We start from the raw sequence: 24,582 nt of genomic DNA on the forward strand, positions 1-24,582 counted from the left end.
GCTATTCGGCGGCGAGCAGCTGCTCGGCCCCGCCCAGATCGACCGACACCAGCCGGCTGACCCCGCGTTCGACCATGGTGACGCCGAACAGACGGTGCATCCGCGCCATCGTCACCGCATTGTGGGTGACGATCAGGTAGCGGGTTGCGGTTTCCGCGGTCATCCGGTCGAGCAAGTCGCAGAATCGCTCGACATTGGCATCGTCGAGCGGCGCATCGACTTCGTCGAGCACGCAGATCGGCGCGGGATTGGTGAGGAACAGCGCGAAGATCAGCGCCACGGCGGTCAGCGCCTGTTCGCCGCCCGACAGCAGGGTCAGCGAGGCCAGCTTCTTGCCGGGCGGCTGGGCCATGATCTCCAGCCCCGCTTCGAGCGGATCGTCCGATTCGACCAGCGCAAGATGCGCCTGTCCGCCACCGAACAGCGTTTCGAACAGGCGGCGGAAGTGGCCGTCGACCTGTTCGAAGGCCGCCAGCAACCGCTGCCGGCCTTCCCGATTGAGGTGGCCGATCGAGCCGCGCAGCCGGTTGACGGCCAATGTCAGCTCCTCCGCCTCGGCAGCGGATGTCGCTTGCTCGGCCTCCAGCTCGGCCAGTTCCTGCGCAGCGACCAGATTGACTGGCCCGATTCGCTCCCGTTCCTGTGAAAGCCGCTCATGACCCGCGCTCTCTTCCTGCGGCGTGCCAACCGAGTCAGCCTCGAACCCGGCCTTGCCCGGCAGCAGGGGCGGCGGGCATTCGAAGCGTTCGCCGGAGATGCGGCCCATCTCGATGCGGCGGCTCTCCGCACTTTCGGCGCGGGCGACGGCGCCCGCGCGCGTTTCTCGGGCTGACGCCAGCGCTTCACGCGCGGTATCGAGCGCCGCTTCCGCCAGTCGCGCCGCATCGGCACTGGCCCGTTCGGTCGCCAGCGCCTCGGCGACATGGCGGTTGGCGTCATCGCGCGCCTGTTCCGCCTCGGCGATACGCGCATCCATACCCGCAGGCTTTGCTGCCAGTATCGCCCGTTCGCTGCCGATTTCCTCCTCGCGCGCGGCCATCGAGGACAGCCGACGTGCCGCCTCCCCGGTGCGCGCCTTCCAGCCGCGGGCCTCGGCCTGTGCTTCGACCTGCGCCTCGCGCTCACGGGCGATGGCGCGATCGAGCGCGGCAATCGCGTCGCGCACCGTCGCCAGAGCCGTTCGCGCCGCTTCTGCGTCCCCTTCGCGCTGGGTCAGTCGCTCGGCTGTCGCCTTGCCATCGGGGAGCGCCGCTAGCTGCGCCTCTGCCTCGGCAAGCGCAGCGCGGGCATCGCCTGCCTCGCTCGCCACCCCGGCCTGCCGTTCGCCGAGATGCGCTGCAGTCGCCCGCCAGCGTTCCAGCGCCGCGTCGGCGGCATCGGCCGCACGGCGGGCCGTGCGTGCAGACTCCTCGGCTGCGGCCAGCGTGCGCCGTGCCGCCGCCAGCGTGACATCGGCCTCATTCTGGCGGACGGCAGCAGCAGCGCGCGCGGCTTCGATCTGGTCGAGGCCGGTCTTCACCTGCGGCAGTTGCCCGGCCACGCTTTCACGCCGGTTGATCCTGATCAGCCGTTCGGCAGCGGCAGCGCCATCGCCTGACGAGACAAAGCCGTCCCATCGCCGCAGCCGCCCGTCGCGCGTCACCAGCCGTTGACCGGGGGCCAGCGGCTGACCACCGTCCCGGTCGGCAACGGCGATCTGGGAGAGACGCAGGCGCAGCGCCGGCGGAGCGTCGACGACCGACAATAGCGGAACCGTGCCGGGCGGTAAGGCGGCGTTGATGGCTCCATCCCCTCCGTCCATCGCCCTCCACCCGCGCGCGGCTTCTTCCGCTGCCCCCAGCAGCGGTGCGCCGAGATCGTCGCCGAGGGCGGCGGCCAGCGCGGCTTCATAGCCTGGCTGCACCCGCATGTCGGCCAGAACGCCGCGTGCATCCTTGGCAGACGCGCTCAGCGAGCGGTCAAGCGCTGCCAGCTCGCTCTCCAGCGCCGCGAGCGATGCGCGCGCTTCGGCCAGCGCTGCGTCGGCCTCTGCCAGCGCGGCTGCGGCGGCACTGCGCGCCTGCCCTGCGCTGGCGATGGCGGATTCCGCTTCGCCGATGGCGGCGGCCTTGCCTTCCGCATCCGCACGGGCCACCTCGGCCACCGCTTCGAGCGCCGCGCCGTCGCCGGCTTCGGCGACCGCGCGCGCGACCCGGGCCATTTCGGCCTCGATCCGCTCGACCCGGCGGCGTGCCTCGCTCGCTGCGGCCTCGGCGATACGGCGCTCGGCATGCTCGTTGGCCGCTTCGGCGCGAACGCCAGCAAGCGTCACCTCGGCATCGCGCAGGCGGTCCGCCGCCAGCGCCGCGTCGGCCGACAGGCGCGGCCGCCCTGACTCGGCATCGGCAACCGCCTTGGCAGCCGCTTTGGCCACCGCCTCGAGCCGCTCGATCGCCGCCGCGCCCTCCCGCGCCAGCGCGTCCTCGGCATCGCGATCGCGCGCGATCCGTGAGAGTTCGGCGTCGATGTCCGCCAGCCGCCGTTCCAGCGCCTGCCGTTCGGCGCGCTGTTCCGACAGGCTGGTCGAGATCCTGTGCTCGGCATCGCGCGCGGCCGTGGCGGCATCGCGCGCTGACGCCATGGCGGCTACCGCTTCAGCCTGCGCTTGTGCCGCCCGTTCCTGCACCGCCTGTGTCTCGACCACGCGCGCCTCGGCAGCAGCGGCTTCGCTGCGCGCGGCATCGGCCGCCGCAGCCGCTTCGCGCCAGCGTGCGTAGATCATGCGCGCTTCTGCAACACGAATCTGGTCGGAAAGGCGGGCATAGCGCTCCGCCGCGCGCGCCTGGCGCCTGAGTTGGCCGGCGCGGGCATCCATATCGGCGAGCAGATCGGCCAGCCGCGCCAGATTGGTTTCGGTGGCGCGCAGCTTCTGCTCGGCATCCTTGCGGCGGACGTGCAGCCCGGCGATGCCGGCGGCTTCCTCCAGCAACTGCCGGCGTTCCTGCGGACGGGCGTTGATGATGCCGGCGACCTTGCCCTGGCTGACCAGCGCCGGGCTGTGCGCGCCGGTGGCGGCATCGGCAAAGATCAGCGCGACGTCGCGCGCGCGCACATCCTGCCCGTTGGCGCGATAGGCGCTGCCGGCACCGCGCTCGATACGGCGGACGACCTCCAGCGCACCGCTGTCCTGTTCGGCGACCAGGCCCGGCAGCGGCGCACCTTCGCTGTCGCAGACTAGCGTGACTTCGGCAAATTCGCGCGCCGGACGCGTCGCGGTTCCAGCGAAGATGACGTCATCCATACCGCCGGCGCGCATCGATTTGGGCGAGGATTCGCCCATCACCCAGCGGATCGCCTCGAGCAGGTTGGATTTGCCGCAGCCATTGGGCCCGACAATCCCGGTCAGGCCCGGCTCGATGTGCAGTTCGGTGGGCTCGACGAAGCTTTTGAAGCCTGTCAGGCGCAGACGGCTTATGCGCATCGCGCGCTCGCAGTCCGGCCTGTCACAGGATCATCCAACGTCTGCGCCCCCCAGCGCCCCAAATCGCGCCGTCAGCGTGCGCCCGCCGCCATCAGCCGCTCGCGCAACGCTTCCCAGGTGCCGGCACCCTCCAGCACTTCGCCATTGAGCACGAAGGTCGGTGTGCCGCTGATTTCGAACTCGGTCGAATTGCGCTGGGTCGATTCGTTGAATTTCTCGATCGCCGCCGGGTTGGACAGGCAGCGGGCGGTTTCCTCCGCCGGGATACCGCGCGCAGCGAAGAAAGTGCTGATGCCGATGGCATTGGCAACGCTGCCGAACCGCTGATCCGGCGGCAGGTTGGCGGCAGCCTGCACCGCGGCCTCATCGGCATTCTGGAAGCCGCCGAACAGCTCTTCCTGCGAGGCATAGACATTTTCCAGCAGCGGGAAGAAGCGGTCCGTCCCGGCGCAGGTCAGCGTGGCTGCAATCATCGAATCCTGCAGCGGGTTGATCAGGAACGGCCGGATTTCCAGGCTGACCCGACCGCTATCGACAAATTCGCTCTTCAGCGCGGCCGCGCCGGTGCGGGAGAATTCGGCGCAGTGGCTGCAGGTGGGCGATGCGAACTCGATCAGCTTGAGCGGTGCATCCGGATTGCCCATCACGAACCCGTCCTGCGTCGCACGGACGACTTCCGACCATTTCTGGCCGGCAGGGGCGGCAATCTTGGCAACGGCATCGCCGGACGGTCCGGTGCTCGCGCCATCGCAGGCCGCCAGCGTCATCGCGGCGAGCGTGCCGAGGGCAATCAGTCGGGCTTTGGACAGCATAGTCATGGGTTTCCTTATTCGGGGGAACACGCTCAGCGGGCACTGGCGAGGGCGGCATCGAGCCGGGACTGCAGGGCAGCCCAGCTGTGCACACCATCGACCACCTGCCCGTTGATGGCAAAGGTCGGCGTACCGTTGATACCGGCATTGAGGGCATTGCGGCGCATCGCCTCGATCCGGTCGACCAGCGCCTGATCGGCAAAACAGCGGTCGATCTGCGCAGGAGTGAAGCCACGGCCGCGCATCCACTGGATCACGCCGCTGTCGGTTGCCAGTGCACGGATGCGCTGCAGCGTCGGCAGCGCGACAATTTCGGCCGCACGCTGCTCGGTGATCGCGGAGGTGCGCTGCAGCACGCTGGGCTGCAGCGTGAACAGCGCCTCATGCCGCGAAAAGAAGCGGGCCGGGCTGCCGCACTGGGCCGCCACGGTCATGCCGATGTCCGGCGCGCTCAGCACCAGATGCCGCACCTCGACGCTGACCCGGCCACTCGCGACATGGCGCCGCAGCGTCCCCTGCGATTCCTCGACGAAATCCTTGCAGTGCGGGCAGGTGTAGCTGACATATTCGGTGAGGCGGACCGGCGCGGCGGGATTGCCCCAGATGTGGCTGCCACCTTCCCCGCGCGCCACCTGGCTGAGCCACGCCGACGGGGCCGCCTGCTGGGCAACCGCGACCGGGGCATGCGGCACGGCAGCAAAGGCAGCCACGGCCAGCAGGGCAAATCGGAGCATCAGGGCTTTCATTGGCAGATCGTCACTCGGCAAATATACGAAGTTCAGCGGACTTTAGGCAGCGCGTCGCGCTTGGCAAGACTGCTTGCCAATCCTTCGAGCACCGTCCGGAGCTCCGGATCGGCGATCGCCTTCAACGTCGGTGAAAGGGCGATGGTCGGCACCGGCTGCGCCGTCGCGATGCCAGCAGGCGCGTCGCCCGCGTGGCGCTTGACGCTGCCCTGCGCCAGCCGCACCCGGGCGACCGCCGCATAGCCGAAAAAGCGGTTCACCCGCGCGATGATGTCGGGGACGACATGCTGCACCACCGGTGCGTGCGCCGCCGCCACGGTGATGCACAAGAGTCCGTCGCTCTTGCTGCCCTGCGGGAAGCGCAGCGATTCGGGCGCGGTGACCTTGGCCAGTCGCGCCCCGACGATCTCCGGCCAGCGGGTGACGATCGCGCTCTGCACGAAGCCGAACTTGCGGAAGGCGACATCGCCGATGGCCGGGAGAAAATCGGCCACCCGACGCGCCTCGCCACCGCGCGCGCGCTCGGCCACGGGCGCCTTGGCGGGGCGCGGCTGGCGTGCTTTGGCAGGAGAAGGGGGTGCTTTCGTCACACCGCCGCCTATGGCATGGCCGCGGCATGTCCGTCGAGAGCCAGCGTGCCGACATTCGCGGAGCCTTGCTCGACTGGTATCGTCGGCACGGCCGCAGCCTGCCGTGGCGCAGCCCGCCGGGCGCCAATGCCCGGCCGGACCCATACCGGGTGTGGCTGTCCGAAATCATGCTGCAGCAGACCACGGTTGCCGCAGTCGGACCCTATTTCGAGCACTTCACCAGCCGTTGGCCGACCCTCGCCGCGCTGGCAGCGGCCGACCCCGACGATGTTCTCGCTGCCTGGGCGGGGCTTGGCTATTACAGCCGCGCCCGCAACCTCATCGCCTGTGCGCAGGCGGTGATGCGCGATCATGCCGGCATATTCCCGGCCGACGAGGCGGCGCTGCGCGCCCTGCCAGGCATTGGCGACTATACGGCCGCGGCGATCGCCGGCATCGCCTTCGGCTTGCCCGACGCGGTGCCGGTCGATGCCAATATCGAGCGCGTGGTCGCTCGCCTGTTTGCGATTTCGATGCCTTTGCCGGCAGGGCGGCGCGCCATCGGCGAGGCTGCCCGGGCGCTGTGGCCGACCGACGGCAGCGGCGGCGATTTCGCCCAGGCGATGATGGATCTGGGATCGACCCTGTGCACTGCACGCACGGCCGATTGCCTGCTGTGTCCGCTCAGCCCGCATTGCGAGGGGCGGCGCGCAGGCATTGCGCTCGATCTGCCGGTACGGCCGGCCAAGAAGGCCAAGCCGCTGCGCCATGGCCGCGCCTGGTGGATCGAACGGGACGGGGCGGTGTGGCTGGTCCGCCGCCCGCCGCGCGGCCTGCTCGGCGGTATGCGCGCGCTGCCGGGCGGCGACTGGTCCGATTCGCCGCCGCAGCCTATGCCCTCCGGACGGGAAATCGGGCAGATACGCCACGTCTTCACCCACTTCGCGCTCGATCTCGCGGTAGACCGCCTCAGCGGCACCACTGCGGCCGTAGGGGAAGGCGAGTGGTGGCCGATCGACCGGCTTGACGAAGCAGGCCTGCCGACGCTCTATCGCCGCGCCGCGCAACTGGCATTGGGAGAATGAACATGGCTTTGGACAGGATTTCGCCGGTCGGCATCAGCGAATTCACGCCCAGCCGCCGCAGCCTGTTCGGCTGGATGGCAGGCGGCGCGGCGCTGGCGGCAACGTCCAGCCCGGCAGCGGCGCTGTGGCAGGCGAGCGCGCCCTTCTCCGGGCTGCGCGCCTATATCGCCGACTATGTCTCCTCACGCCGGCTGCCCGGCGCGCTGGCCGCCATCGGTCTGGGCAACATGCCGCTGCAGTCCGTGGCAGCGGGCACGCTCGCCAACGATAGCAGCACCCCCGTCGATCTCGACAGCCTGTGGCGCATCTATTCGATGACCAAGCCGATCACCGGCATCGCTGCGATGATCCTGATCGACGAAGGCAAGATGCAGCTCGATCAGCCGCTGGCCGACATACTGCCTGCCTTCGCCTCGATGCGGGTGCTGACCAGCGCCGATGCGCCGATCGACCAGACGGTGCCCGCCGCGCGCCCGATCACCATCCGCCAGTTGCTGACTCACACCGCCGGGCTTGGCTATTCGATCATCCAGAGCGGGCCGATCAAGACAGCCTATGAAGACAATGGCATCGTCCCCGGTCAGGTCAGCCGCCTGACCTTCCCGGGCATCTCGCGCGGCACGCCGGCCCCGAGCCTGACCGAATTCGCCGACCGGTTGGCGCGCCTGCCGCTGGTCTACCAGCCCGGCACCCGCTGGAGCTATTCGATCGGCCTCGATTTGATGGGCCGGGTGATCGAAGTGGTCTCCGGGCAGAGCTTCGACGCTTTCCTCAAGGCCCGCATCTTCGATCCGCTCGGCATGGCCAGCACCTCCTTCCGCGTCGCACCAGACAATGTCGCGCGCTTGTCCACCAACTATGCGCCACTCGGCGGCACCTTGTTCCCGCTCGATCCGGCGGCGACCAGCATCTATCTCGACGATCCCGCCTTCCCCTTCGGCGGAGCGGGGCTGGTCAGCTCGGCGCGGGACTATGACCGCTTCCTCGAGATGCTGCTCAACGAAGGCGAATTGGGCGGCAACCGCATCCTGTCGACCGCGACCGCCCAGCTCGCCATGTCCAACCTGCTCGATGACAGCATCGAGCGCGCAGGCACCTTCGTCGAAGGCCAAGGCTTCGGCGCCGGCGGACGGGTCAGCCTGCCGGGCAATCCGCAGGGTGCGGGCGTGTTCGGCTGGGGCGGTGCGGCAGGCACCATCGCCTTTGTCGATCGCACCCGCCGCGTCCGCTTTGGCGGCTATGCCAATTACATGCCGTCCGAAGTCTATGATTTCCAGCGACGGGTCGCCGAAGTCTTCTATGCAGACCTCGCGGCAATGGCGGCACGCGGCTGATGGCGGCGGCGGCCCCGGGCTTCACCGGCGCGTTGATCGACCGGGCCGATGCGCTCCGCCAGAGCCCCGATCGGCTCGCCGACGCCATGGCGTCACTCTCCGCGCGGTTGTTGCGGCTCGAAGGCATCGATCCGGTCGAGGGTGAGCCCGGCTGCCTCGCCTGGGGATCGCTGGCGGAGGCAGCGCCTGACGCCGAACTGCTGTTTCTGGGGCTGGAACAGGGCAAGCCCCGCTTCGCCGCGCTGCCGCCACCCGGTACGGCGATCGATGCCCGGTCGCGCAGTTGCTGGCGGGTGTTGCCGTTCCTCGCACCGGACCAGGTGGCGCTCTATGGCGCAGCACGCAGCCTGATCGACTGGCACGCCCGGCACCGCTTCTGTGCCAATTGCGGAACACCCACCCAGGTCGCCAAGGGCGGCTGGCAGCGCGATTGCCCATCCTGCCGTGCCCAGCATTTCCCGCGCACAGATCCGGTGGTGATCATGCTCGCCGAACATGAGGGCAGCGTGCTGGTCGGGCGGCAGCATGGCTGGCCCGCCGGGCGCTATTCCGCACTGGCAGGCTTCATCGAACCGGGCGAGAGCATCGAGGAATCGGTCGCGCGCGAGCTGCGCGAAGAGGCCGGCATAGAGGTCGACGGGGTACGCTATGTCGCCAGCCAACCCTGGCCCTTCCCGTCATCGCTGATGATCGCCTGCATCGGCGAAAGCCGCGGCCGCGACATCGTCCTCGACGAGACCGAGCTGGAGGCGGCCTTCTGGGTCGATCGGGCGGGCGTGGCGGCGGCAATGGCCGGAGACGCCGACGCGCCCTTCATCGCCCCGCCGCCATTCGCCATCGCCTACAGCCTGTTCGCCCACTGGCTGGCGGAGACCGGCTGATACCACCCTGCACTGATTCTGCCTCATGAGGACGGGTTCTGGCGGTTCTCGGCAAGGAGCGTCCGACGTGGTGATGTGGTTCATCGTCACGAGGGCGCGACGCTGTCCGAGAGCCGCCAGAACCCGCCTTCGGTTGCCATTTCCCGCCCGCTGGACATCGTCGCGGCCTTGCCACGATGCCCCGCATCGCGGCGGCGTCCGCTCCTCGCCAGCAAACAGGAAATGGCAATCCTCATGGGTCAGAATCACTGCAGGGTGGTATGAACCCGTCAGACCAAGCCGAGCGCCGACAGTTCGTCGCGCAATTCGGCGGGCATCGCTGCCGCCCCCTCTCCGGCATCGGCCAGATCCGGCGGCGCATCGGCCCCATCGAGATAGCGCCAGCCCTGGTGCGCCCGGCGCGGGCGCGCCATCACCGGAATGGCCTGAGCGGCGATGACGATATCGGTCCGCCCGCCCTCGGCCTCGTCGAACCGCAGGATCGGGCTGCGCGCGACGATCCGGTGGGCGATGATCCAGTAGAGCGATCCGCCGTCGATCTCCTCGGCACGCTTGGGGCGATAGCGCGTGGTCAGGCGCGCTTCGGTGCCGCGCGCGGCAAGGCGGGCCTCCAGCACGGCCAGGCTGCTGCAGCCATAGGCGATCTTGGTGAGGTGAAGCGGCATCGCCGCTCAAATGGCGGTGCGCCCGACTGCGGTCAAGCGCCGCGGATCAACCGCGCGTGCCGGTGATCCGGGCAATCTCGGCAGCTACCAGCCGCTCGACGATGGCCGGCAGATTGGCATCGAGCCATTGCTTGAGCATCGGCCGCAGCGCCGCTTCGACCAGCGCGTTGACGCTGACCTCACCGTGCGGGACCGCGGCGGGCTCGCTGCTGTCCTTGCCCGATGCCAGCACCGCCGCCAGTACGTCGAGCGAGCTGCGCGACGCGGCGGCCGAGAGCGGGGACACCAGCTCGGGGGCAGCATTGTCGGTCGCGGCTGGCTTGGCCGAAGCGGGCATGTCGGGGGATTCCTGCGCGGGCTGAATTTCTGCCGTCTGGGCGGCGCCTTCGGTTTCGGTCAGTTCGAGAACATCGTCGTCGTCGTCCACCGCATCGGCGAGCGGCGCGATCGACTGGGCGGACGCCTGCTGGGCGGATTCGTCCCGCGCGATGACGCGGCGGATGGACGAGAGAATCTCCTCCATCGACGGTTCGCGTGACATATCGCCCATGCTGCGGCCCCCTGATCGCCCGTAAACCGCGCTTGCACCGGCAGAATCGGACGCAATGTGGTTAACGGCCCATATCCCGACTCGCCGCGCAGTGCAATTCGCAGCGGCTTATTGCGCCAGTTCGGGCAGCTCGCCGTCCGGAATGGCCGCTGTCTGGGCGGGCGTGGCGGTGGTCCGCGTCGCCTGCGCCTCAGGCCGGGGGTCGGTATCCCAGTCCCAGACGATGCCGCGCACGCGCCGGGCGTTGACGTCGGGATCGTACAGCTGGTCGCTGGCAACGATGCCCAGATCTTCCGCCTCGGCCTGCCCCATCGCCGCCAGCAGCGAAAAGGCGGCGACATAGGCGTCACGCCGTGCCGTCACCAGCTGCACCTGGGCGTTGAGCAGTTCCTGCTCGGCATTGAGAATGTCGAGGATGGTGCGTGTGCCGACGCTGTTTTCCGCCCGCACCCCTTCGAGGCTGAGCTTGCCCGCGTCGACCGCGATTTGGCTGGAGTTGATGACCGCCAGTGAGGCCTGCCAGCTGGCATAGGCGGCGCGGGTCTGCGCGATCACCGCGCGTTCTGCGCCGATCACCTGATCCAGCGCCTGGGTTTCCCGGGCCTGCGCCTGCCGCACCCGGGCCGCCGGACGGCCGCCCTGGAAGATCGGCAAGGTCACCGTTACGCCGGCCGAAGAGCTGGTTTGCGACTGTGCGGCAGGGACGCCCGGAAGACTCGAGATCGAGCCCAGAAAGTTGCTGTAGCTGCCGTTGGTGGTCGCCGACACGCGCGGCAGCCGCGCCCCGCGCGCCGCGCGAACATCGAAACCGCTGGCCTGTGCCTCGATCTCCGCCGCCTGGAGATCGGGATTTTCCTCGAGCGCGGTGGCGACGGCGGCCTCGGTCGATTCCGGCAGTCCGGGCAGCGCCGGCGGCGCCGTCAGATCACCCGGTTCGCGTCCGACGAGGCGGATATAGGTTTCCCGGCTGCCGATCAGCCGCGCTTCGGCCGCCTGCAGATTGCCCTGCGCCAGCGCCAGCCGCGATTCGGACTGGGCGACATCGGTGCGGGTCAGATCGCCGATGTCGAAGCGGTCACGCGTCGCCTGCAGATTGACGGTGAGCACATTCACATTGTTGCGGTTGAGCGCCACCACGGCCTCGTCGCGCAGCACATCCATGTAGGCTGCGACGACCTGGGTGAACACGCCCGATTCGGTGCCGCGCAGGCTGGCCTGCCCGCCCTCGACCCGCGCGCGCGCCGCCCGCACGCTGTTGCGGACCACGCCGCCCTGGAACACCGGAACCGACAGCTGCGCCTGCGCTGTCGCGGTACGATCCGGCGTGAAGACATTGTTGCTGGCCTGGACCAGGACCTCGGTATAGCCGAGCTGGCCGTTGAGGCTGGGCATGCCGTCCGCCCGCGCAATTGGCACATTCTCGTCGGTGATGCGCTGCCCGGCGCGTGCCGCCGTGATCGTCGGGTTGCTCTCATAGGCCGCCGCGAGCGCATCCCGCAGCGTCTCGCCACGCGCGGGTACGACAATGATCAGCGCTGCCGTTGCAGCCAGGGCGGTGGAAAAGCGGGGAGAGCGCATGGTGGTCCGATCAGAAGGTGAAGCGCGGCGGGGCCGCGAATCCGGGGAGAATGCCGCATTCGAGATCGGCAAAGGCCAGCGGCCTGACCGGCTGCCCGTCGGCGAGCGCCACGGCGCGCGCCAGCCGGGTCACCGGACCGCCGGCAATGCCGCAGGCAATGCGGGCACCGGGTTGCAACTGGGCAAGCAGCGCGCGGGGCAGCGTATCGACCGCGCCATCGACGATCAGCCGGTCATAGGGGCCAAAATCGGGCGCGCCGGCAGCCAGCGGCGCCTCCACCAGCTGCACAGCGCTGACGCCGGCCAGCGCCTGGCGTGCCAGCGCGAGCAGCCCTGCATCCTCCTCTACCGCCACGACCGAGGCACCCAGATGGGCGAGCAGCGCAGCCGCATACCCGCTTGCGGCACCGATCAGGAGCACACGCTGCCCGGGCCGGACCTGCGCATCCGCAATCAACCGCGCGGTGGTCAGCGGCGGATTGAGCATGCGCCCGTTGCCGAGCGGCAGCGCCCGGTCGATATAGGCGGCCGCCTGCAATTCAGCCGGCAGATACGGCTCGCGCGGCGTGTCCTTGAGCGCTTGCACCAGCGCGGCCTCGGTCACGTCATTGGTGCGCAACTGGTTGTCCACCATGGCACGCCGGGCAATGGCACTGCTGTCTGCGCCGGCTTGCTGGAGGGTGTCGGTCAGAGTCATCGATGGATCCTCGGTTCGGCCCGGCTCTACCGGTTCCGCGTCTGTATTGCAATAGTAATACAGTTGTTCGCCGGTCAGGCTGGCCTTAGCCGCTTGAACCGGCGCTGCAAAGCGCAACCCGCATAGGGCGTTGCAAAGCGCGCGCCACTGGTCTAGTCCGCGCCCCTTGCCAAAGACCACTGGCGCGGCCCGATGGCGGAGTGGTGACGCAGAGGACTGCAAATCCTTGCACGCCGGTTCGATTCCGGCTCGGGCCTCCAGCCAGTTTCATGGTCCCGCGACAATCCGACTTGTCGAGGGGTGGATTGGCGAAATCCGCAGCGGCGGTGCCGGTTGGCCGGCGTTCAGGTGCGCGTTTGCGATCAAGCGCCGCCCTGTTCTGAGACCTGCGGCGCGACGGCACTGCGGGGCCAGAACAGCAGCAGCATCGTGGCCACGGCCAGCATGCCGATGGTCAGCACGCTGCCTTCCGGTCCACCCGGCCCGCCGGTCAGAAAATCGGGGCCCGACGGCATCAATTGAACAACCAGCGCTGGCAGTTGCAAATCGAAGCCGGTGATCGGCACGGCGAAACCGACGCCCGTGATCCAGTTCCAGCCTGCATGCCATCCCATCACGCCCCAGATGCTACCGGCACGCCACGCCCAGGCACAGGCGAACAGCCCGAAGGCAAATGTCATGATGATTTCGCGAAACGGCTGATGCGGCGAGAAGTGCAGGAAGGCGAAGGCGATCGAACTGGCAATGAACCCCGCCGCCAGGTTCCAGCGGCGCGTTGCAGTCGAGAGCAGCCAGCCGCGGAAGATGAATTCCTCCACGCCCGATTGGAAGGCAAAGCAGGGCAACAGGATTGCGATCCAGAACAGCGATGCGGGAGAGGCAAAGGCAGGCAGTATGTCTCTGCCGATATACCCCCCGGCGAGCCAGATCGCCGTGACCGCCAGGACCATCATGCCGATCCCAGTCGCCAGCCCGGCCAGGTACGGGCGCAGCCGTTGCGCGCCGGTCAAGCCCATGGTGGCTAGGCTGCGGCGTTCGACGAACCGCGACCAGGCCCAGACTGCAATCCCCATAGCCGCAAATGGCAGCAGCAGATTCAGACAGAAGCCGGCAGCGGACACGGGTTGCCCCTCTCCATCCATCACGCCGCTCCGCTGGAGGGCAAGATCGAGCGGGACACTGGAGAATGCGACAAGCAGGACGCAGAGCACCGGCGAGAACCAGGCCCAGGGCAACCAGCCGCGATGCGGTTCGGGCGAAAAGATGGTCTTGGTCATTGCGGCACCGTATTCCGGGTGCCAGCGCGGCTTATAGAATGATCGTGCGCGGCGGCCCGGACCGGTGCCAGGTCATTGGCGTCGTCCCGAAGGTGCGGCGGAAGACCCGGCCGAAGTGGCTCTGGTCGGCAAATCCGGCCTCGTGGGCAGCAGCAGCCAGGCCCAACCCGCTGCGCAGCAACTGCGTCGCGCGCTCAAGCCGGCGGCATTGCAGATAACGATAGGGGCTTGTGCCCAGCAGGACACGGAAGTCGCGCGATAACTGCCAGCGGTCATAACCGGCGAGGTCTTCGAGGTGATCGAGGTTTGTCCCGGGTGCCGGAACGCTGTCGAGGAATGCGCGCACCCGCATGACGGCGTCGCGATTGACCGTCCGCCTCGCTGGCAAAGGGTTACCTTCGCACCGCTGCATTGCCGACACGAACTGGTGGAGGGCCGACTGATAGCCGAAGAGATCATCTTGCGCCGTGCACATGTCGATCAGGCGAAGCGCGGAGGCGACCAGGCCGGCATCGGCCGAAACCCCTTCGGCCAGAAACGGCAGAGCCGCTCCTGCGATGACAGTCTGGATATGCGCCGGCGGCAGATAGGCCGCCCTGTAAGAGAAGCCCGTCTGATCGCAACAATATCCGTCGTGCACTTCGTCGGGATGCAACACCACCACTTGCCCGGGCCGGGATTGCCAAAGCTTTCCCAGATAATTGAACGACTGCACACCGGCTGTCGTCACGGCGATGGTATAGGTATCGTGGCGATGCGGCGAAAAGGCTCCGGCACGCAGCTCCGCTTCAATCAGCTCGACCCCCGAACCATGCAGCCTGGCATCGTGATTTTCTGCAAGGGACGTCATCCCGATCGATATTGCCGCAAGACAACGTGCTCGCAAGAGCCCGGTCGTTGCTAAGGCCATGCGCGATTGGAAGGCCAATCGGCGAGGCCAGCCGTGGTCGACGCGGGCCGCAAGCGGACGGTCCGGACTTATGTCGTGCCAGCGCCGGGGTCGGGCGTCGTCGATCGCTCAGGCGTCGATCGGGCGGAGATCGGCTATTTCCGGGTATCCGCCATCGAGAATGGCTCGGACCATGTCCCCGGCTCCCCCGATCTGTTCGTCGGCGCGAGACTCCGCTGCCCACGCCAGCCCGCCCTGATAGCGCAGGGCGATGTGACCCTTGTCGTCGAGCGTGAACAGGTGCAGCCAGCGGTTGTCGAACAGCGCAGCCACGTCGGGATGGCGAGCCAGGATGGCACTGATCGCATCGTGCGGCGCCGCGACGCAGACCGACAGTCGCAGCGGCTCATGCGCATAGTCGCTGCCGTCGTGCACCGACTGCCAGGGCAGCCCGGTGCGCAGGGCGCCGCCATTGCCCTCCACAACGCCCAGTCCGCCGACGACATTGTGGATCAGCTTGTTGCCGCCGCCGAACACGCGCGGCGCAACGGCGGAACCGTAACATTGAAGGCTGATCCAGCTTGCGACGACGACCGGGGCGGTCAGGATCAGTTCGAGAATTTTGAAATCAGCGTCGGCACACCAGTCATAATCATGCAGGAAAGCGCGCCCGCCCAGCGGCTTGCCTGCGGTTCGCGCGCGCGGGGCGGCAATGAAGGCCTGGCATCCCGCCAGACCCCATTCGGGGCGCACCTCCGCCCAGTTGCGGCTGCGCGATGGCAGTGCCGCGCCATTGGCCGCGCCCGGCAGGCGCAGGGCGCGTTCGGTGCGGGCCAGCAGCGCGGCCTGATCGAACCAGCGCTGCACCTGCGGCAGGGCTGCGGGCGGGGATGCCAGATCGCCGTCGTACAGCGTCACCTTGTCCGTGGTGGTGTCGTGCAGGGCGGCGACGAACAGCGTATCGGCGGGAATGCGGATGCCGCGTGCCTGAAGCACCCGACGTACGTCGGCGTCGTTGAGCAGCGCCGCGACCAGGCGCGCGTTCACCTCCCCCGAATAGCCGCCGCAGGCGCCGCAATGCAGCGCGCTGGCATGGGGGTTGTTGACGCTATTGCCGCCATGCCCGGCCAGCACGACGATCGGCGCGAAGGGTCCGGTCAGCGACATCGCACGCAGGATGGTTTCGGCAGCGGTCGCCTGCGCGTCGAGATCGAGCGCGGGCACCAGCCGGGGGGCAGGGTCATGCGGTGCCGGGGCCGGGGTGCGGATGAACGAATCACCCAGCAGCTTGCCGACATAGAGCAGGCCCGCCGCCTCGACGAAGGCGAAGGACGAGACGGCGGCCGCCTTGAAGCGGCCCCAGGCGCGGCGGGCACGGGCCTTGACCCGGCTGTCGAGACTCGCTGCGGGATCGCCATCCTCGTCCGCACGGCTGCGCACAGCGGGGTTGAGCAGCACCGGCAACCGTAACTCGGCGGTGTCGGAGGCGAAGCGCTGGTGCGAGGCGGTGAGGCCGAAGAAGCCGGCGAAGCCGAGCGTGCGGATGCCGGCATCGACCGTTTCGAGCGCGCGCCTGAACACTTCCGAGCGCACGTCGATGCAGAAGGCGGCCTGCATGGCGGGGCGCTCAGCCGTCGCGGCCATGCCGGGCCGCGCCAGCGTGGCGCCCAGCGCGCGCTGCCCGGCACGCTCTGCCGCCTCCTGAAGGATGGCATCGGCCACATCGTCCGCGCTCGCGGTGACCGGGGCGGCATGCGCTGCCAGCGTGTCCGACCAGCGGCGCGCGATGGCGGCCCGATGGGCCAGAAACAGCGCTTCTTCCCAGACCAACCTGACCGCCAGCAGCTCCCGCACGGTGGCATCCTGCGCCCCGGCCAGTTCGGCCATCCACAGCCGGTAGCGGCCCGTTTGCGCCCAGCCTTCGAGCGTCATCAGCAGACGATGCAGCACCGTCGGCAGCGCGGCGCTGCCTACGCCCAGCGTGGCGAGAGCGCGCGCGATGGCGGTATCGGCGTCGGCGGGCGCGTCGGCGACATGCCGGGCAAAGCCCCGCAGGCCAAGAATCTCCGGTGTCAGATCCCGGATCGCGGTCGCGCGCCATGCGGCATAGGCCGATCCGGTCCCGGCCGCCGACCACAGCGCCTGGCCCTGATCGAACCAGCTTACTGCCCAGGCGCCGATGCGGTCGGTGACGATGCCGGGCCAATCGATTCCGCTCGCCTCCGCCGCCAGATCGGCAATCGTCGGGAGCGCGCGTGGTGCGGCGCGCGGCCGATCCGCCAGCGCCCTCAGGGCGGCGACATCGGCAGGCCTGAGCGGAGAGCCGGACGCAGCGAGGGCGCCGGCAAGATCGTCATCGCCGATCGCCCCGCTGGCAATCCGGGCTGCGTACCAGGGCCGCGGCATGGTGACGGCGGAACCGGCGACCCGTGCCAGCCGTGCCGCCGTCTCGGCCAGATCCTGCCCGGTCTGACCGAGGAAGGGGTTGACCGCGACCGTCGCGGCGAGCGGCCAGGCCGGAGGTATGGCGCGGACGGCATCATCGATTGCGGTGGCGAGCATCTCGGTCATCTCCGGGCCTCCTGCGACGGGGTCGATCGGGGGTGCGACCATCCGCCCAGCAGCCGGTCGAACAGCGCGTTGGCGTAAAAGCCATTGGACAGGTGGACGCGCAGCCCTGTGGCGGCGGGGTGATAGGCCCACAGCGGGAACATCGCCTGGGCCACCGCAACCGCGCCGAAGCTGGTCACGGCCAGCATGATCAGCGCCCATTCGAGCGGCTGCGGCGCCGGCGTCGGCGGCAGGATATCGGCCATCAGCCAGCTCGCGAAAGCCTGCAGCGCGAAATAGCCGACAGCCGCGGCCGTGGCATAAAGCGCGGTCGCGCGGGTCAGCGCGCGCGGCGCGGCGTCAGCGAGGCCCTGCGCGATCAGATAGGCAGTGCCGAAGATCAGGATCGCCCCCAGCGCGATGGCCTGCGGCGATTTGTGCCAGATGCCGAACGCCAGCCCGACAAGCGCGTAAATGCCGAGCGCGAGGGCAAAGGCACCGGCCACCGCCCTGGGTCCGGGCACAGCCACGGGGCCAGGCCGCGCCGCAGCGGCGATGCGCTCCACCGCGCCACCCGCAGAGAGGAAGGCATGCGCCTTGTACAGCGAGTGTGCGACAATGTGCAGCAAGGCCAGCGGGAACAGCGCGAGCCCGCACTGCAGGATCATGAAACCCATCTGCGCAATGGTCGACCAGGCCAGCGAGGTCTTGACCGCAGGCTGGGTGAGCATGACCAGCCCGCCGACAATCGCGGTCAGGCCGCCCACCGCCACCAGCAGCGCGAGCACGCCCGGGGCGAGCAGCATGACATCGGCAAAGCGGATCAGCAGGAACCCGCCGGCATTGATTACACCGGCATGCAGCAGGGCCGATACCGGCGTCGGCGTTTCGATGACGTCGATGAGCCAGCCGTGGGTCGGGAACTGCGCGGACTTGAGCACTGCAGCGAGCGCCAACGATGCTGCCGCCGCCATCGCCCAGCCACCGCCCGCGCCATCGCGCGCGCCGGCGAGAATGGTAGCGATATCGACGCTGCCATAGGCGACCCACAAACAGGCAGCCGCCACGATCAGTGCCGCATCGCCCGTCCGCGCGGTGAGGAACTTCTTGCGCGCAGCACGCCGCGCACCAGCGCGGTCGGGATAGAATAGCAGCAACCGGTGCAGGAACAGGCTGCAGGCAATCCATGCCAGCACCAGCATCGGCAGCGTTGTCGCCGAGACGAGCAGGATGACGCTGGCCAGCGTCGCGCAGAGCCAGCCGGTGAAGCGGGCCTGCCCGGGCTCGGCGCGCAGATAGGTTTCGGCATAGCGCACGACGATGAAGCCGATGAAGCTGACCAGAACCAGCATCACTGCCGCCACGGCGTCGATCGAGGGGGCGGCTGCGACGGCGCAGAGCAGCGACAGCAAGGCCGCACCCTGCGCGATGCGGGCCGCCCTGCCGGCCTGCCGCTCACCGAGCACGAAGGCAAGCAGGGCCGCCAGGGCCACGGGCAAAGCGGCAAGAATAATCGGAAAGACCATGACCATCGCCAACCCCCTTGGTGCTGCAGGGGCCGCAGCTAGGCGCAGGGCAGGCCCGCGTAAAATGCATTGTAAAGATAAGATCGTTCTGTTCTACAGAATGAATGCCGTCGCTGAATTACAATCACCTGCGCTATTTCTGGGAGGTCGCCCGGGACGGCAACCTGACGCGCACCGCCGACCGCCTGAACCTGTCGCAATCGGCGTTGTCGGTGCAGATCAGGAAGCTGGAAGACCGGCTGGGCCACTTGCTGTTCGAGCGGCGCGGCAAGGCGCTGCACCTGACTGAGGCCGGGCGCATCGCGCTCGACCATGCCGATGCGATCTTTGCCACCGGCGACGACCTGCTCGCCACGCTCGGCGAAACCGGATCGGCGCGCGAGACAGTGCGCGTCGGCGCGCAGGCGACCCTGTCGCGCAACCTCCAGGTCAGCTTTCTGCGGCCGCTGCTGGGCAGCGAGCATGTCGAGCTGACCCTGCGTTCGGGTAGCGAGACCGAGCTGCTGAGCGCGCTGCGCACGCTCAACCTCGACGTCGTGCTGTCGACCCGCCCGCCCCCGGACGATGGCCCGTCGCCCTTCGTCGTGCACCGGATCTCCGAGCAGCCCATCGCCCTGATCGGCCGCAGCGCCTTCGCGCAAGGGGCCAAGACCCTGGCCGAGCGGCTGCGCTCCGAACCGGTTGTCCTGCCCGCACGCGGCACGCTGGTCCGCGCGGCGTTCGACAGCCTGATGGTCCGCCTCGACGTCCACCCAAGGGTCGCCGCGGAAGTGGACGACATGGCAATGATGCGGCTGCTGGCGCGCGAAGGCGCCGGACTGGCCGTGCTGGCGCCGATCGTCGTGGCCGACGAGCTGGCCGCGGGCACGCTCGTCGAAGCCGCGCAACTGCCCGGCATCGTCGAGACCTTCTACGCCGTCACCATCCAGCGACGGTTCCCCAAGGCCGCGCTCGCCAAGCTGATCGACGCGTCAGGCAAAGGCCCTCTTTACGCAGCCGTGCGCTGACCCGCCGGCGCGCGATGGTGCAGGCAGCGGCAGGCGGGGCTTCAGATCGAACCGCCACCGCTGACAGGCGATCCGCCCATCGCCAGGAACAGATCGATGCTCGCTTCGAGCCGCTCCTGCTGGCCGACTACCGCAGCATCCTCCGCGGCGCTCAGCAGTTGCTCGGCGTCGAGCACATATTGCAGATCGACCTCTCCGCCCAGATATTGCAGACGCGCCAGCCGCGCGGTGACTCGCGCTTCATTCACCACCTCGGTCAGCAGGTCCGCGCGTTCGCCCGAAAGCCGGGTGGCCGACATGGCATCTTCCACTTCGGCCAGCGCCGTCAGGATCGACGCGCGATACAGATTCGCCGCCTCCATCTGGCGGCCGGAGACGAAATCGAGATTGCCGTGCAGCCGGCCGCGATCGAAAATCGGGGCGAGCAGGTCGAGCCCGATCGACGATCCGGAGTTGAGCGGGCCGGTCAGGCTGACCGCCTGCAACAGGCCCCGCGCGCTCAGGCTGATGCGCGGCATGAAGGCGGCGCGCGCCTCGGCGATATCGGCGTTGGCAGCGAGCATCGCCGCTTCGGCGGCGCGGACATCGGGACGGCGCGCCAGCAACGGGGCCGGCTGCATCACCGCCAGCGCCGGTGGCGCGAGCCCCGCGAAAGGCGCAGGCGCGCTGTGGAACAGCGGGGCCTCCTCCCCGACCAGCACTGCCAGTGCGGTGCGGGTGCGGTCGAGCGCCTCGACCAGGCGCAGCCGCTCCGCCTGCAGCTGCCGGACCTGGATGGTCTGCAGTCCGAGATCGACCCGGCTGGCATCGCCGGCGCGCACCCGCGCGGCAATGATCCGTTCAAGATCGAGCGCGAGCTGGGTGTTGCGGTCGAGAATGGTGATCCGCTCCGCCAGCGCGGCGCGGCGAACGAAAGACCGGGCGACCTCGGCCTCGATCGCGAGAGCCGCTGCATCCCGGCTATATTCGGCGGCGAGTACGCGCTGACCGGCAGCACGACGGGCGGCGCGCGCTTCCCCGAACAGGTCGAGCGCGAAGTCGACATCGATGCCGGCAAAGGATTCGCTGAAGTCGAAAGGATTGCCGTCACCCCGGCTGCGCGACCGGCTGATCCCGGCCGATCCACCGACCACCGGCAGCATGGTGCCACGCGCGGTGCGCAGCAGGCCCCGCGCCTGCCGGATGCGCGCCGTGGCGACGCCGATCTGGGTATTGCGGTTGCGGGCCTGCCCGATCAGCTGGTCGAGATCGGGCGAACCGAGGGCGAAGCCGAGCGAGGCCGGCATCGCCTGCCCCGCCGGTCCGGGCGCGATCGTCCAGCTATCCGAGGCCATGTTGGGCGGGATGGCAATGGCTACCTGCGGCGCGCACCCGCCAACCGCGAGCGGCAGGCCGACAAGCGGCAGCAAGGTCCTGAGCGTCGACATCGGCACCGCCATAGGCCCGACAGGGTTAAATTTGCCTAAGCCATGGCCGGAGCGCCGCGCTCTGGTGTCCGCGCAGTTAACCGCGCTTTCAACCCTTCGCGCCTATGGACAGCCTTTGCATTCCACCAGCAGGGCATATGGCAGAGCCGCTTTTTCGTCAGGAGGTTATAGAGGCAAGCCGCGAACGGCTGGCCGGGACGGTCGTCGCGGCCGTACCGCCGTCGTCGCGCTTCTATACCTGGCTGGTCGTCGGCGTGGTCGGCCTGATCCTGCTCATCCTGATCTTCGGCGATTATGCCAGCAGTGCACAAGTGCGCGGCATCGTCTCCTACGACAATGGCATTGCGCGGGTCTATCCTTCCAACGCGGCAGAGATACGGACCATTCACGTACGTACAGGGCAGCGGGTGGCATCGGGCGACCCGCTGGTCACGCTGACACCGACTCAAGGACTGGGCGGGGTATCCCCGCAGCTGGCGCAGTTGACCGCGCAGGATGCAGAGCTTGCCCGGCAGCTCGAACTGACCTCGGTCATCGGCACCACCGATACCGGCACGCTCGAGGCCCAGCGCCGCAGCCTGACCGAAGCGATCGGCTCGCTCGAGCGGCAGCGTACCATTGCCAACGGCCAGATCGCGCTGGCCGAGGCCGCCTTGCGACGTGCCACCAGCCTCGCCGCCCAAGGGGCAGGCACGCAGCGCCAGGTCGAGGACAGCCGCTCGATCCTGCTCGCGCGCCGCGCCGAGCTGGAAGCCATCGGCGAGCGGCTGATCGCCCAGCGCGACAGCCTGCGCAACACCGAGGCCGACATCCAGCGCCGCACGCTCGAGGCCCGGCAGAGCCGGTCCGTGCTGCAGGCCCAGCGCGCCGCGCTGGCCGAGCAGCGCGCCCTGCTGGCGCGGTCCGACCAGGTGACGCTGACGGCGCCGATCGACGGCACGGTCGGCGATGTCAGCGCCGAAGCGGGGCAGCGGGCGCGGCCCGATGCGTCGCTGGTCACGGTCGTACCCGACAACAGCCGGCTGGAAGTGTGGCTCTACGCGCCCTCGCGCGCGATCGGCCTGTCGCGGCCCGGGCAGCACGTGCGGCTGCGCTTCGATTCCTTTCCCTATCAGAAATATGGTGTCGGGGCGGGCGTGGTGACCGAGGTGTCGCGGGTGCCGACAGAGCCGGGCAATATCGGCGTCGATCTGGGCTTCCAGGAACCGGTGTTCCGGATCCGCGTCCGCATCGACAGCTTCGCGCCGCGCGCGCCGACCAACATCGATGCTTTGCGCCCCGGAATGACGGTATCGGCCAACCTGGTGCTGGAGCGGCGCAGCCTCTGGCAGGTGCTGTTCAACCCGGTGCGTGAGGCATTGGCGTCATGAGCAGCATCGAATGGCCATGGACCAGCCGGGTCCGCCCCATCCTGCAATCCGAAGCGGCGGAATGCGGCCTCGCCTCGTTGGCGATGGTCGCACGGCATCACGGCCATCTCGTCGATCTGGTCGGGTTGCGGCAACGCTATCCGACCTCGATCAAGGGCATGACGCTCAAGCAGATGATGGCGGTGGCGTCCGATCTTGAGCTCGCACCGCGGGCGGTGCGGCTGGAGGTGGCCGAGCTCGCCAAGTTGCAGATGCCGGCCATCCTGCACTGGGACCTCAACCATTTCGTCGTGCTGGAAGCGGTGCAGCGCGGGGTTGCCGTGGTGCTCGATCCGGCGACGGGGCGCCGGCGGATCCCGCTCGACAAGCTCGCCCGGCATTTCACCGGGGTGGCGCTAGAACTGTCGCCGACAGCCGATTTCAAGCCGATCGTCGTGCGGGTGCGCACCCGGCTCACCGACCTGTGGAGCCGGCTGGTCAATTTCCGCGGACCGATCCTGCAAATCTTCCTGTTGTCGCTGGTCATCCAGGTCACCGCGCTGGTCGTCCCCTTCTTCATCCAGCTGGTGATCGACGAGGGCATCGGGCAGGGCGATGCGAGCCTGTTGACGCTGCTGCTGGTCGGTTTTGCCGTCATCTATCTGCTGCAGGGACTGACCCGTGCACTGCGCAACTGGGTGATCCTGTGCCTTGGGGAATCGCTGTCGTTCCAGCTCGGCGGCAATGTCATCCGCCACCTGCTGCGTCTGCCGCTGGGCTATTTCGAGCGGCGCCATGTCGGGGATCTGCTGTCGCGGATCGGCTCGATCCAGCCGATCCAGTCGCTGCTGACCAAGGGCCTCGTCAATGCGGTGATCGATTCGATGCTGATGGTGGCGACGCTGGTGGTGATGGCGATCATCAGCCTGCAGCTGACCGCCATCGTCCTGTTGTTCACCCTCTCCTATCTCGCCGTATCGCAGCTGATCTATCCGGCACTGCGCCAGCGGACCGAGGAGGAGATCGTCGCGCGTGCCAGCGAGGAATCCTACCTGATGGAGAGCATGCGCGCGATTCGCGCGATCAAGCTGCACGGCCATGAGGCGATGCGCGAGAATGGCTGGCGCAACCGTTATGCCGATGTCGTCTCCGCCACCTACAAGGCGCGCATCATCGGTATCGGCATCGATCTGGCGGAAGACATATTGCTCAGCCTGTCGTTCCTGCTGACCGTTTATTTCGGCGCGCTGCAGGTGGTCGATCAGACGATCAGCGTCGGCCTGCTGCTCGCCTTCCTGTCCTACCGCAGCAGCTTCAGCTCGAGTGCCATCGCGCTCATCGACCAGTTGCAGAAATGGCGGCTGCTTGGCGTCCATCTCGAGCGGCTGTCCGATATCGTCGGCCAGCCGAAGGAGACGCTGAAGGTCGCTCCGCCGCGCCGTCTGCTTGCCGGCCCGGCGATCCGCGCGAGCGGCCTGAGCTTTGCCTATGACGCGAGCGAAAGCCCGATCCTGGACAAGGCGACGATCGATATCGCCTCTGGCAGTTTCGTTGCCATCGTCGGGCCGTCGGGTTCGGGCAAGACCACGCTGATGCGCATCCTGCTTGGCCTGCTCGACCCCAAGCAGGGCGGCATCGAGGTGGACGGGGTCACGCTCGGCCCGGCCACCATGGCCGCGTGGCGCGCGCGCATCGGCGCGGTGATGCAAGACGATTATCTGCTGTCGGGCACATTGGCGGACAATATCTGCTTCTTCGATCCCCAGCCCGATCAGGACAAGATCGAACAGGCCGCCCGCTTCGCGCGCATTCACGACGATATCGTGGCGATGCCGATGGCCTATCACAGCCTGGTCAGCGACATGGGCTCCGCGCTGTCGTCGGGTCAGCGGCAGCGCATGCTGCTGGCCCGCGCCATGTATCGCGACCCGGACATATTGTTCCTCGACGAGGGCACCGCCAATCTCGACGGCAAGACCGAGAGTGAAATCGCCGATGCGATCGCCGCGCTGCCGATCACCCGCATCGTCATCGCCCACCGCCCGGCGCTGGTACGCCGCGCCGACATCGTCCTGCGCGTCAGCAACGGCAAGATCGAGCGGATGGCGCATCCGGACGACATCGCCAGCCACCGCCTGCGCGGTGCCGCATGAGCCCACCGCCCTGCCGCCGATTGTCCA

The 24,582-nt window shown here is 68.6% G+C and carries 20 protein-coding genes and 1 tRNA gene; 7 read left to right on the top strand and 14 right to left on the bottom strand.

What is annotated here, in order from left to right; all coding sequences use genetic code 11:
- Position 1 precedes the first annotated feature (1 nt).
- The 4 genes from smc to AC0QC4_RS04185 all read right to left on the bottom strand — a co-directional run bounded on the left by smc (position 2) and on the right by AC0QC4_RS04185 (position 5,548).
- A complete protein-coding gene (gene smc / locus AC0QC4_RS04170) occupies positions 2–3,460 on the bottom strand; it encodes a chromosome segregation protein SMC (RefSeq protein WP_483658450.1) in 3,459 nt (1,152 codons plus the stop codon).
- A gap of 71 nt (positions 3,461–3,531) precedes the next feature.
- A complete protein-coding gene (locus AC0QC4_RS04175; RefSeq protein ID WP_483658451.1) occupies positions 3,532–4,272 on the bottom strand; it encodes a thioredoxin domain-containing protein in 741 nt (246 codons plus the stop codon).
- 32 nt (positions 4,273–4,304) lie between these two features.
- Positions 4,305–5,006, bottom strand: a complete 702-nt coding sequence (locus AC0QC4_RS04180; protein ID WP_483658452.1) for a DsbA family protein — start codon at positions 5,004–5,006, stop codon at positions 4,305–4,307.
- Positions 5,007–5,050: 44 nt separating this feature from the next.
- Positions 5,051–5,548, bottom strand: coding sequence for a DUF721 domain-containing protein (locus tag AC0QC4_RS04185; protein WP_483658453.1), 498 nt, complete (start codon positions 5,546–5,548; stop codon positions 5,051–5,053).
- Positions 5,549–5,634: 86 nt separating this feature from the next.
- Between AC0QC4_RS04185 and AC0QC4_RS04190 the strand changes: the two genes are divergently transcribed.
- From AC0QC4_RS04190 to nudC, 3 genes are read left to right on the top strand one after another with little or no spacing between them, the layout of a single operon-like run.
- Positions 5,635–6,672 carry an A/G-specific adenine glycosylase gene (locus AC0QC4_RS04190; RefSeq protein WP_483658454.1) on the top strand — a complete coding sequence of 346 codons (1,038 nt, stop codon included), beginning with the start codon at positions 5,635–5,637 and terminating at the stop codon, positions 6,670–6,672.
- A 2-nt stretch (positions 6,673–6,674) separates the two neighbouring features.
- Positions 6,675–8,006 carry a serine hydrolase domain-containing protein gene (locus AC0QC4_RS04195; protein ID WP_483658455.1) on the top strand — a complete coding sequence of 444 codons (1,332 nt, stop codon included), beginning with the start codon at positions 6,675–6,677 and terminating at the stop codon, positions 8,004–8,006.
- Complete coding sequence (gene nudC / locus AC0QC4_RS04200; RefSeq protein WP_483658456.1) at positions 8,006–8,887, top strand: NAD(+) diphosphatase; 882 nt, start codon at positions 8,006–8,008, stop codon at positions 8,885–8,887. The genes AC0QC4_RS04195 and nudC overlap by 1 nt, the downstream gene beginning before the upstream one ends.
- Positions 8,888–8,973: 86 nt before the next feature.
- Here nudC and AC0QC4_RS04205 read toward each other — a convergent pair whose 3' ends face one another.
- From AC0QC4_RS04205 to AC0QC4_RS04225, 5 genes are all read right to left on the bottom strand, one after another.
- On the bottom strand, positions 8,974–9,123 hold the full coding sequence (locus AC0QC4_RS04205) for a hypothetical protein (RefSeq protein ID WP_483658457.1): 150 nt from the start codon (positions 9,121–9,123) through the stop codon (positions 8,974–8,976).
- A gap of 33 nt (positions 9,124–9,156) precedes the next feature.
- Positions 9,157–9,552 carry a DUF1489 family protein gene (locus tag AC0QC4_RS04210; RefSeq protein WP_483658458.1) on the bottom strand — a complete coding sequence of 132 codons (396 nt, stop codon included), beginning with the start codon at positions 9,550–9,552 and terminating at the stop codon, positions 9,157–9,159.
- Between the two features lie 46 nt (positions 9,553–9,598).
- Positions 9,599–10,102 carry a DUF2497 domain-containing protein gene (locus AC0QC4_RS04215; RefSeq protein ID WP_483658459.1) on the bottom strand — a complete coding sequence of 168 codons (504 nt, stop codon included), beginning with the start codon at positions 10,100–10,102 and terminating at the stop codon, positions 9,599–9,601.
- Positions 10,103–10,210: 108 nt separating this feature from the next.
- On the bottom strand, positions 10,211–11,680 hold the full coding sequence (locus AC0QC4_RS04220) for a TolC family outer membrane protein (protein WP_483658460.1): 1,470 nt from the start codon (positions 11,678–11,680) through the stop codon (positions 10,211–10,213).
- Between the two features lie 10 nt (positions 11,681–11,690).
- A complete protein-coding gene (locus AC0QC4_RS04225) occupies positions 11,691–12,377 on the bottom strand; it encodes a protein-L-isoaspartate O-methyltransferase family protein (protein WP_483658461.1) in 687 nt (228 codons plus the stop codon).
- 186 nt (positions 12,378–12,563) lie between these two features.
- Here AC0QC4_RS04225 and AC0QC4_RS04230 point away from each other — a divergent pair.
- Positions 12,564–12,637, top strand: a tRNA-Cys gene (locus tag AC0QC4_RS04230).
- Positions 12,638–12,739: 102 nt separating this feature from the next.
- Here the strand turns inward: AC0QC4_RS04230 and AC0QC4_RS04235 are convergent.
- The 4 genes from AC0QC4_RS04235 to AC0QC4_RS04250 form a co-directional block, all read right to left on the bottom strand.
- Positions 12,740–13,654: a lysostaphin resistance A-like protein gene (locus AC0QC4_RS04235; RefSeq protein ID WP_483658462.1), complete on the bottom strand. Its 915-nt coding sequence runs from the start codon at positions 13,652–13,654 to the stop codon at positions 12,740–12,742.
- Positions 13,655–13,685: 31 nt separating this feature from the next.
- Positions 13,686–14,504, bottom strand: coding sequence for an AraC family transcriptional regulator (locus AC0QC4_RS04240; protein ID WP_483658463.1), 819 nt, complete (start codon positions 14,502–14,504; stop codon positions 13,686–13,688).
- 168 nt (positions 14,505–14,672) lie between these two features.
- Positions 14,673–17,114, bottom strand: coding sequence for a YbcC family protein (locus AC0QC4_RS04245; RefSeq protein ID WP_483658464.1), 2,442 nt, complete (start codon positions 17,112–17,114; stop codon positions 14,673–14,675).
- Positions 17,111–18,625, bottom strand: coding sequence for a proton-conducting transporter transmembrane domain-containing protein (locus AC0QC4_RS04250; RefSeq protein ID WP_483658465.1), 1,515 nt, complete (start codon positions 18,623–18,625; stop codon positions 17,111–17,113). Before AC0QC4_RS04250 ends, AC0QC4_RS04245 begins: the two co-directional genes overlap by 4 nt.
- Before the next feature lie 98 nt (positions 18,626–18,723).
- On the opposite strand from AC0QC4_RS04250, the gene AC0QC4_RS04255 reads away from it, so the two are divergent.
- Complete coding sequence (locus AC0QC4_RS04255) at positions 18,724–19,626, top strand: LysR family transcriptional regulator (RefSeq protein ID WP_483658466.1); 903 nt, start codon at positions 18,724–18,726, stop codon at positions 19,624–19,626.
- A 41-nt stretch (positions 19,627–19,667) separates the two neighbouring features.
- Here the strand turns inward: AC0QC4_RS04255 and AC0QC4_RS04260 are convergent, their stop codons facing one another.
- Positions 19,668–21,053 (bottom strand): efflux transporter outer membrane subunit, encoded by a 1,386-nt coding sequence (locus AC0QC4_RS04260; RefSeq protein ID WP_483658467.1) that lies wholly within the window; start codon positions 21,051–21,053, stop codon positions 19,668–19,670.
- 137 nt (positions 21,054–21,190) lie between these two features.
- Here AC0QC4_RS04260 and AC0QC4_RS04265 point away from each other — a divergent pair, with 137 nt between their 5' ends.
- Both AC0QC4_RS04265 and AC0QC4_RS04270 read left to right on the top strand, forming a co-directional pair.
- Complete coding sequence (locus AC0QC4_RS04265; RefSeq protein WP_483658468.1) at positions 21,191–22,423, top strand: HlyD family secretion protein; 1,233 nt, start codon at positions 21,191–21,193, stop codon at positions 22,421–22,423.
- Positions 22,420–24,555: a peptidase domain-containing ABC transporter gene (locus AC0QC4_RS04270; protein WP_483658469.1), complete on the top strand. Its 2,136-nt coding sequence runs from the start codon at positions 22,420–22,422 to the stop codon at positions 24,553–24,555. The genes AC0QC4_RS04265 and AC0QC4_RS04270 overlap by 4 nt, the downstream gene beginning before the upstream one ends.
- Positions 24,556–24,582 lie beyond the last annotated feature (27 nt).

This window comes from Sphingomonas sp. jy18, assembly GCF_056931895.1.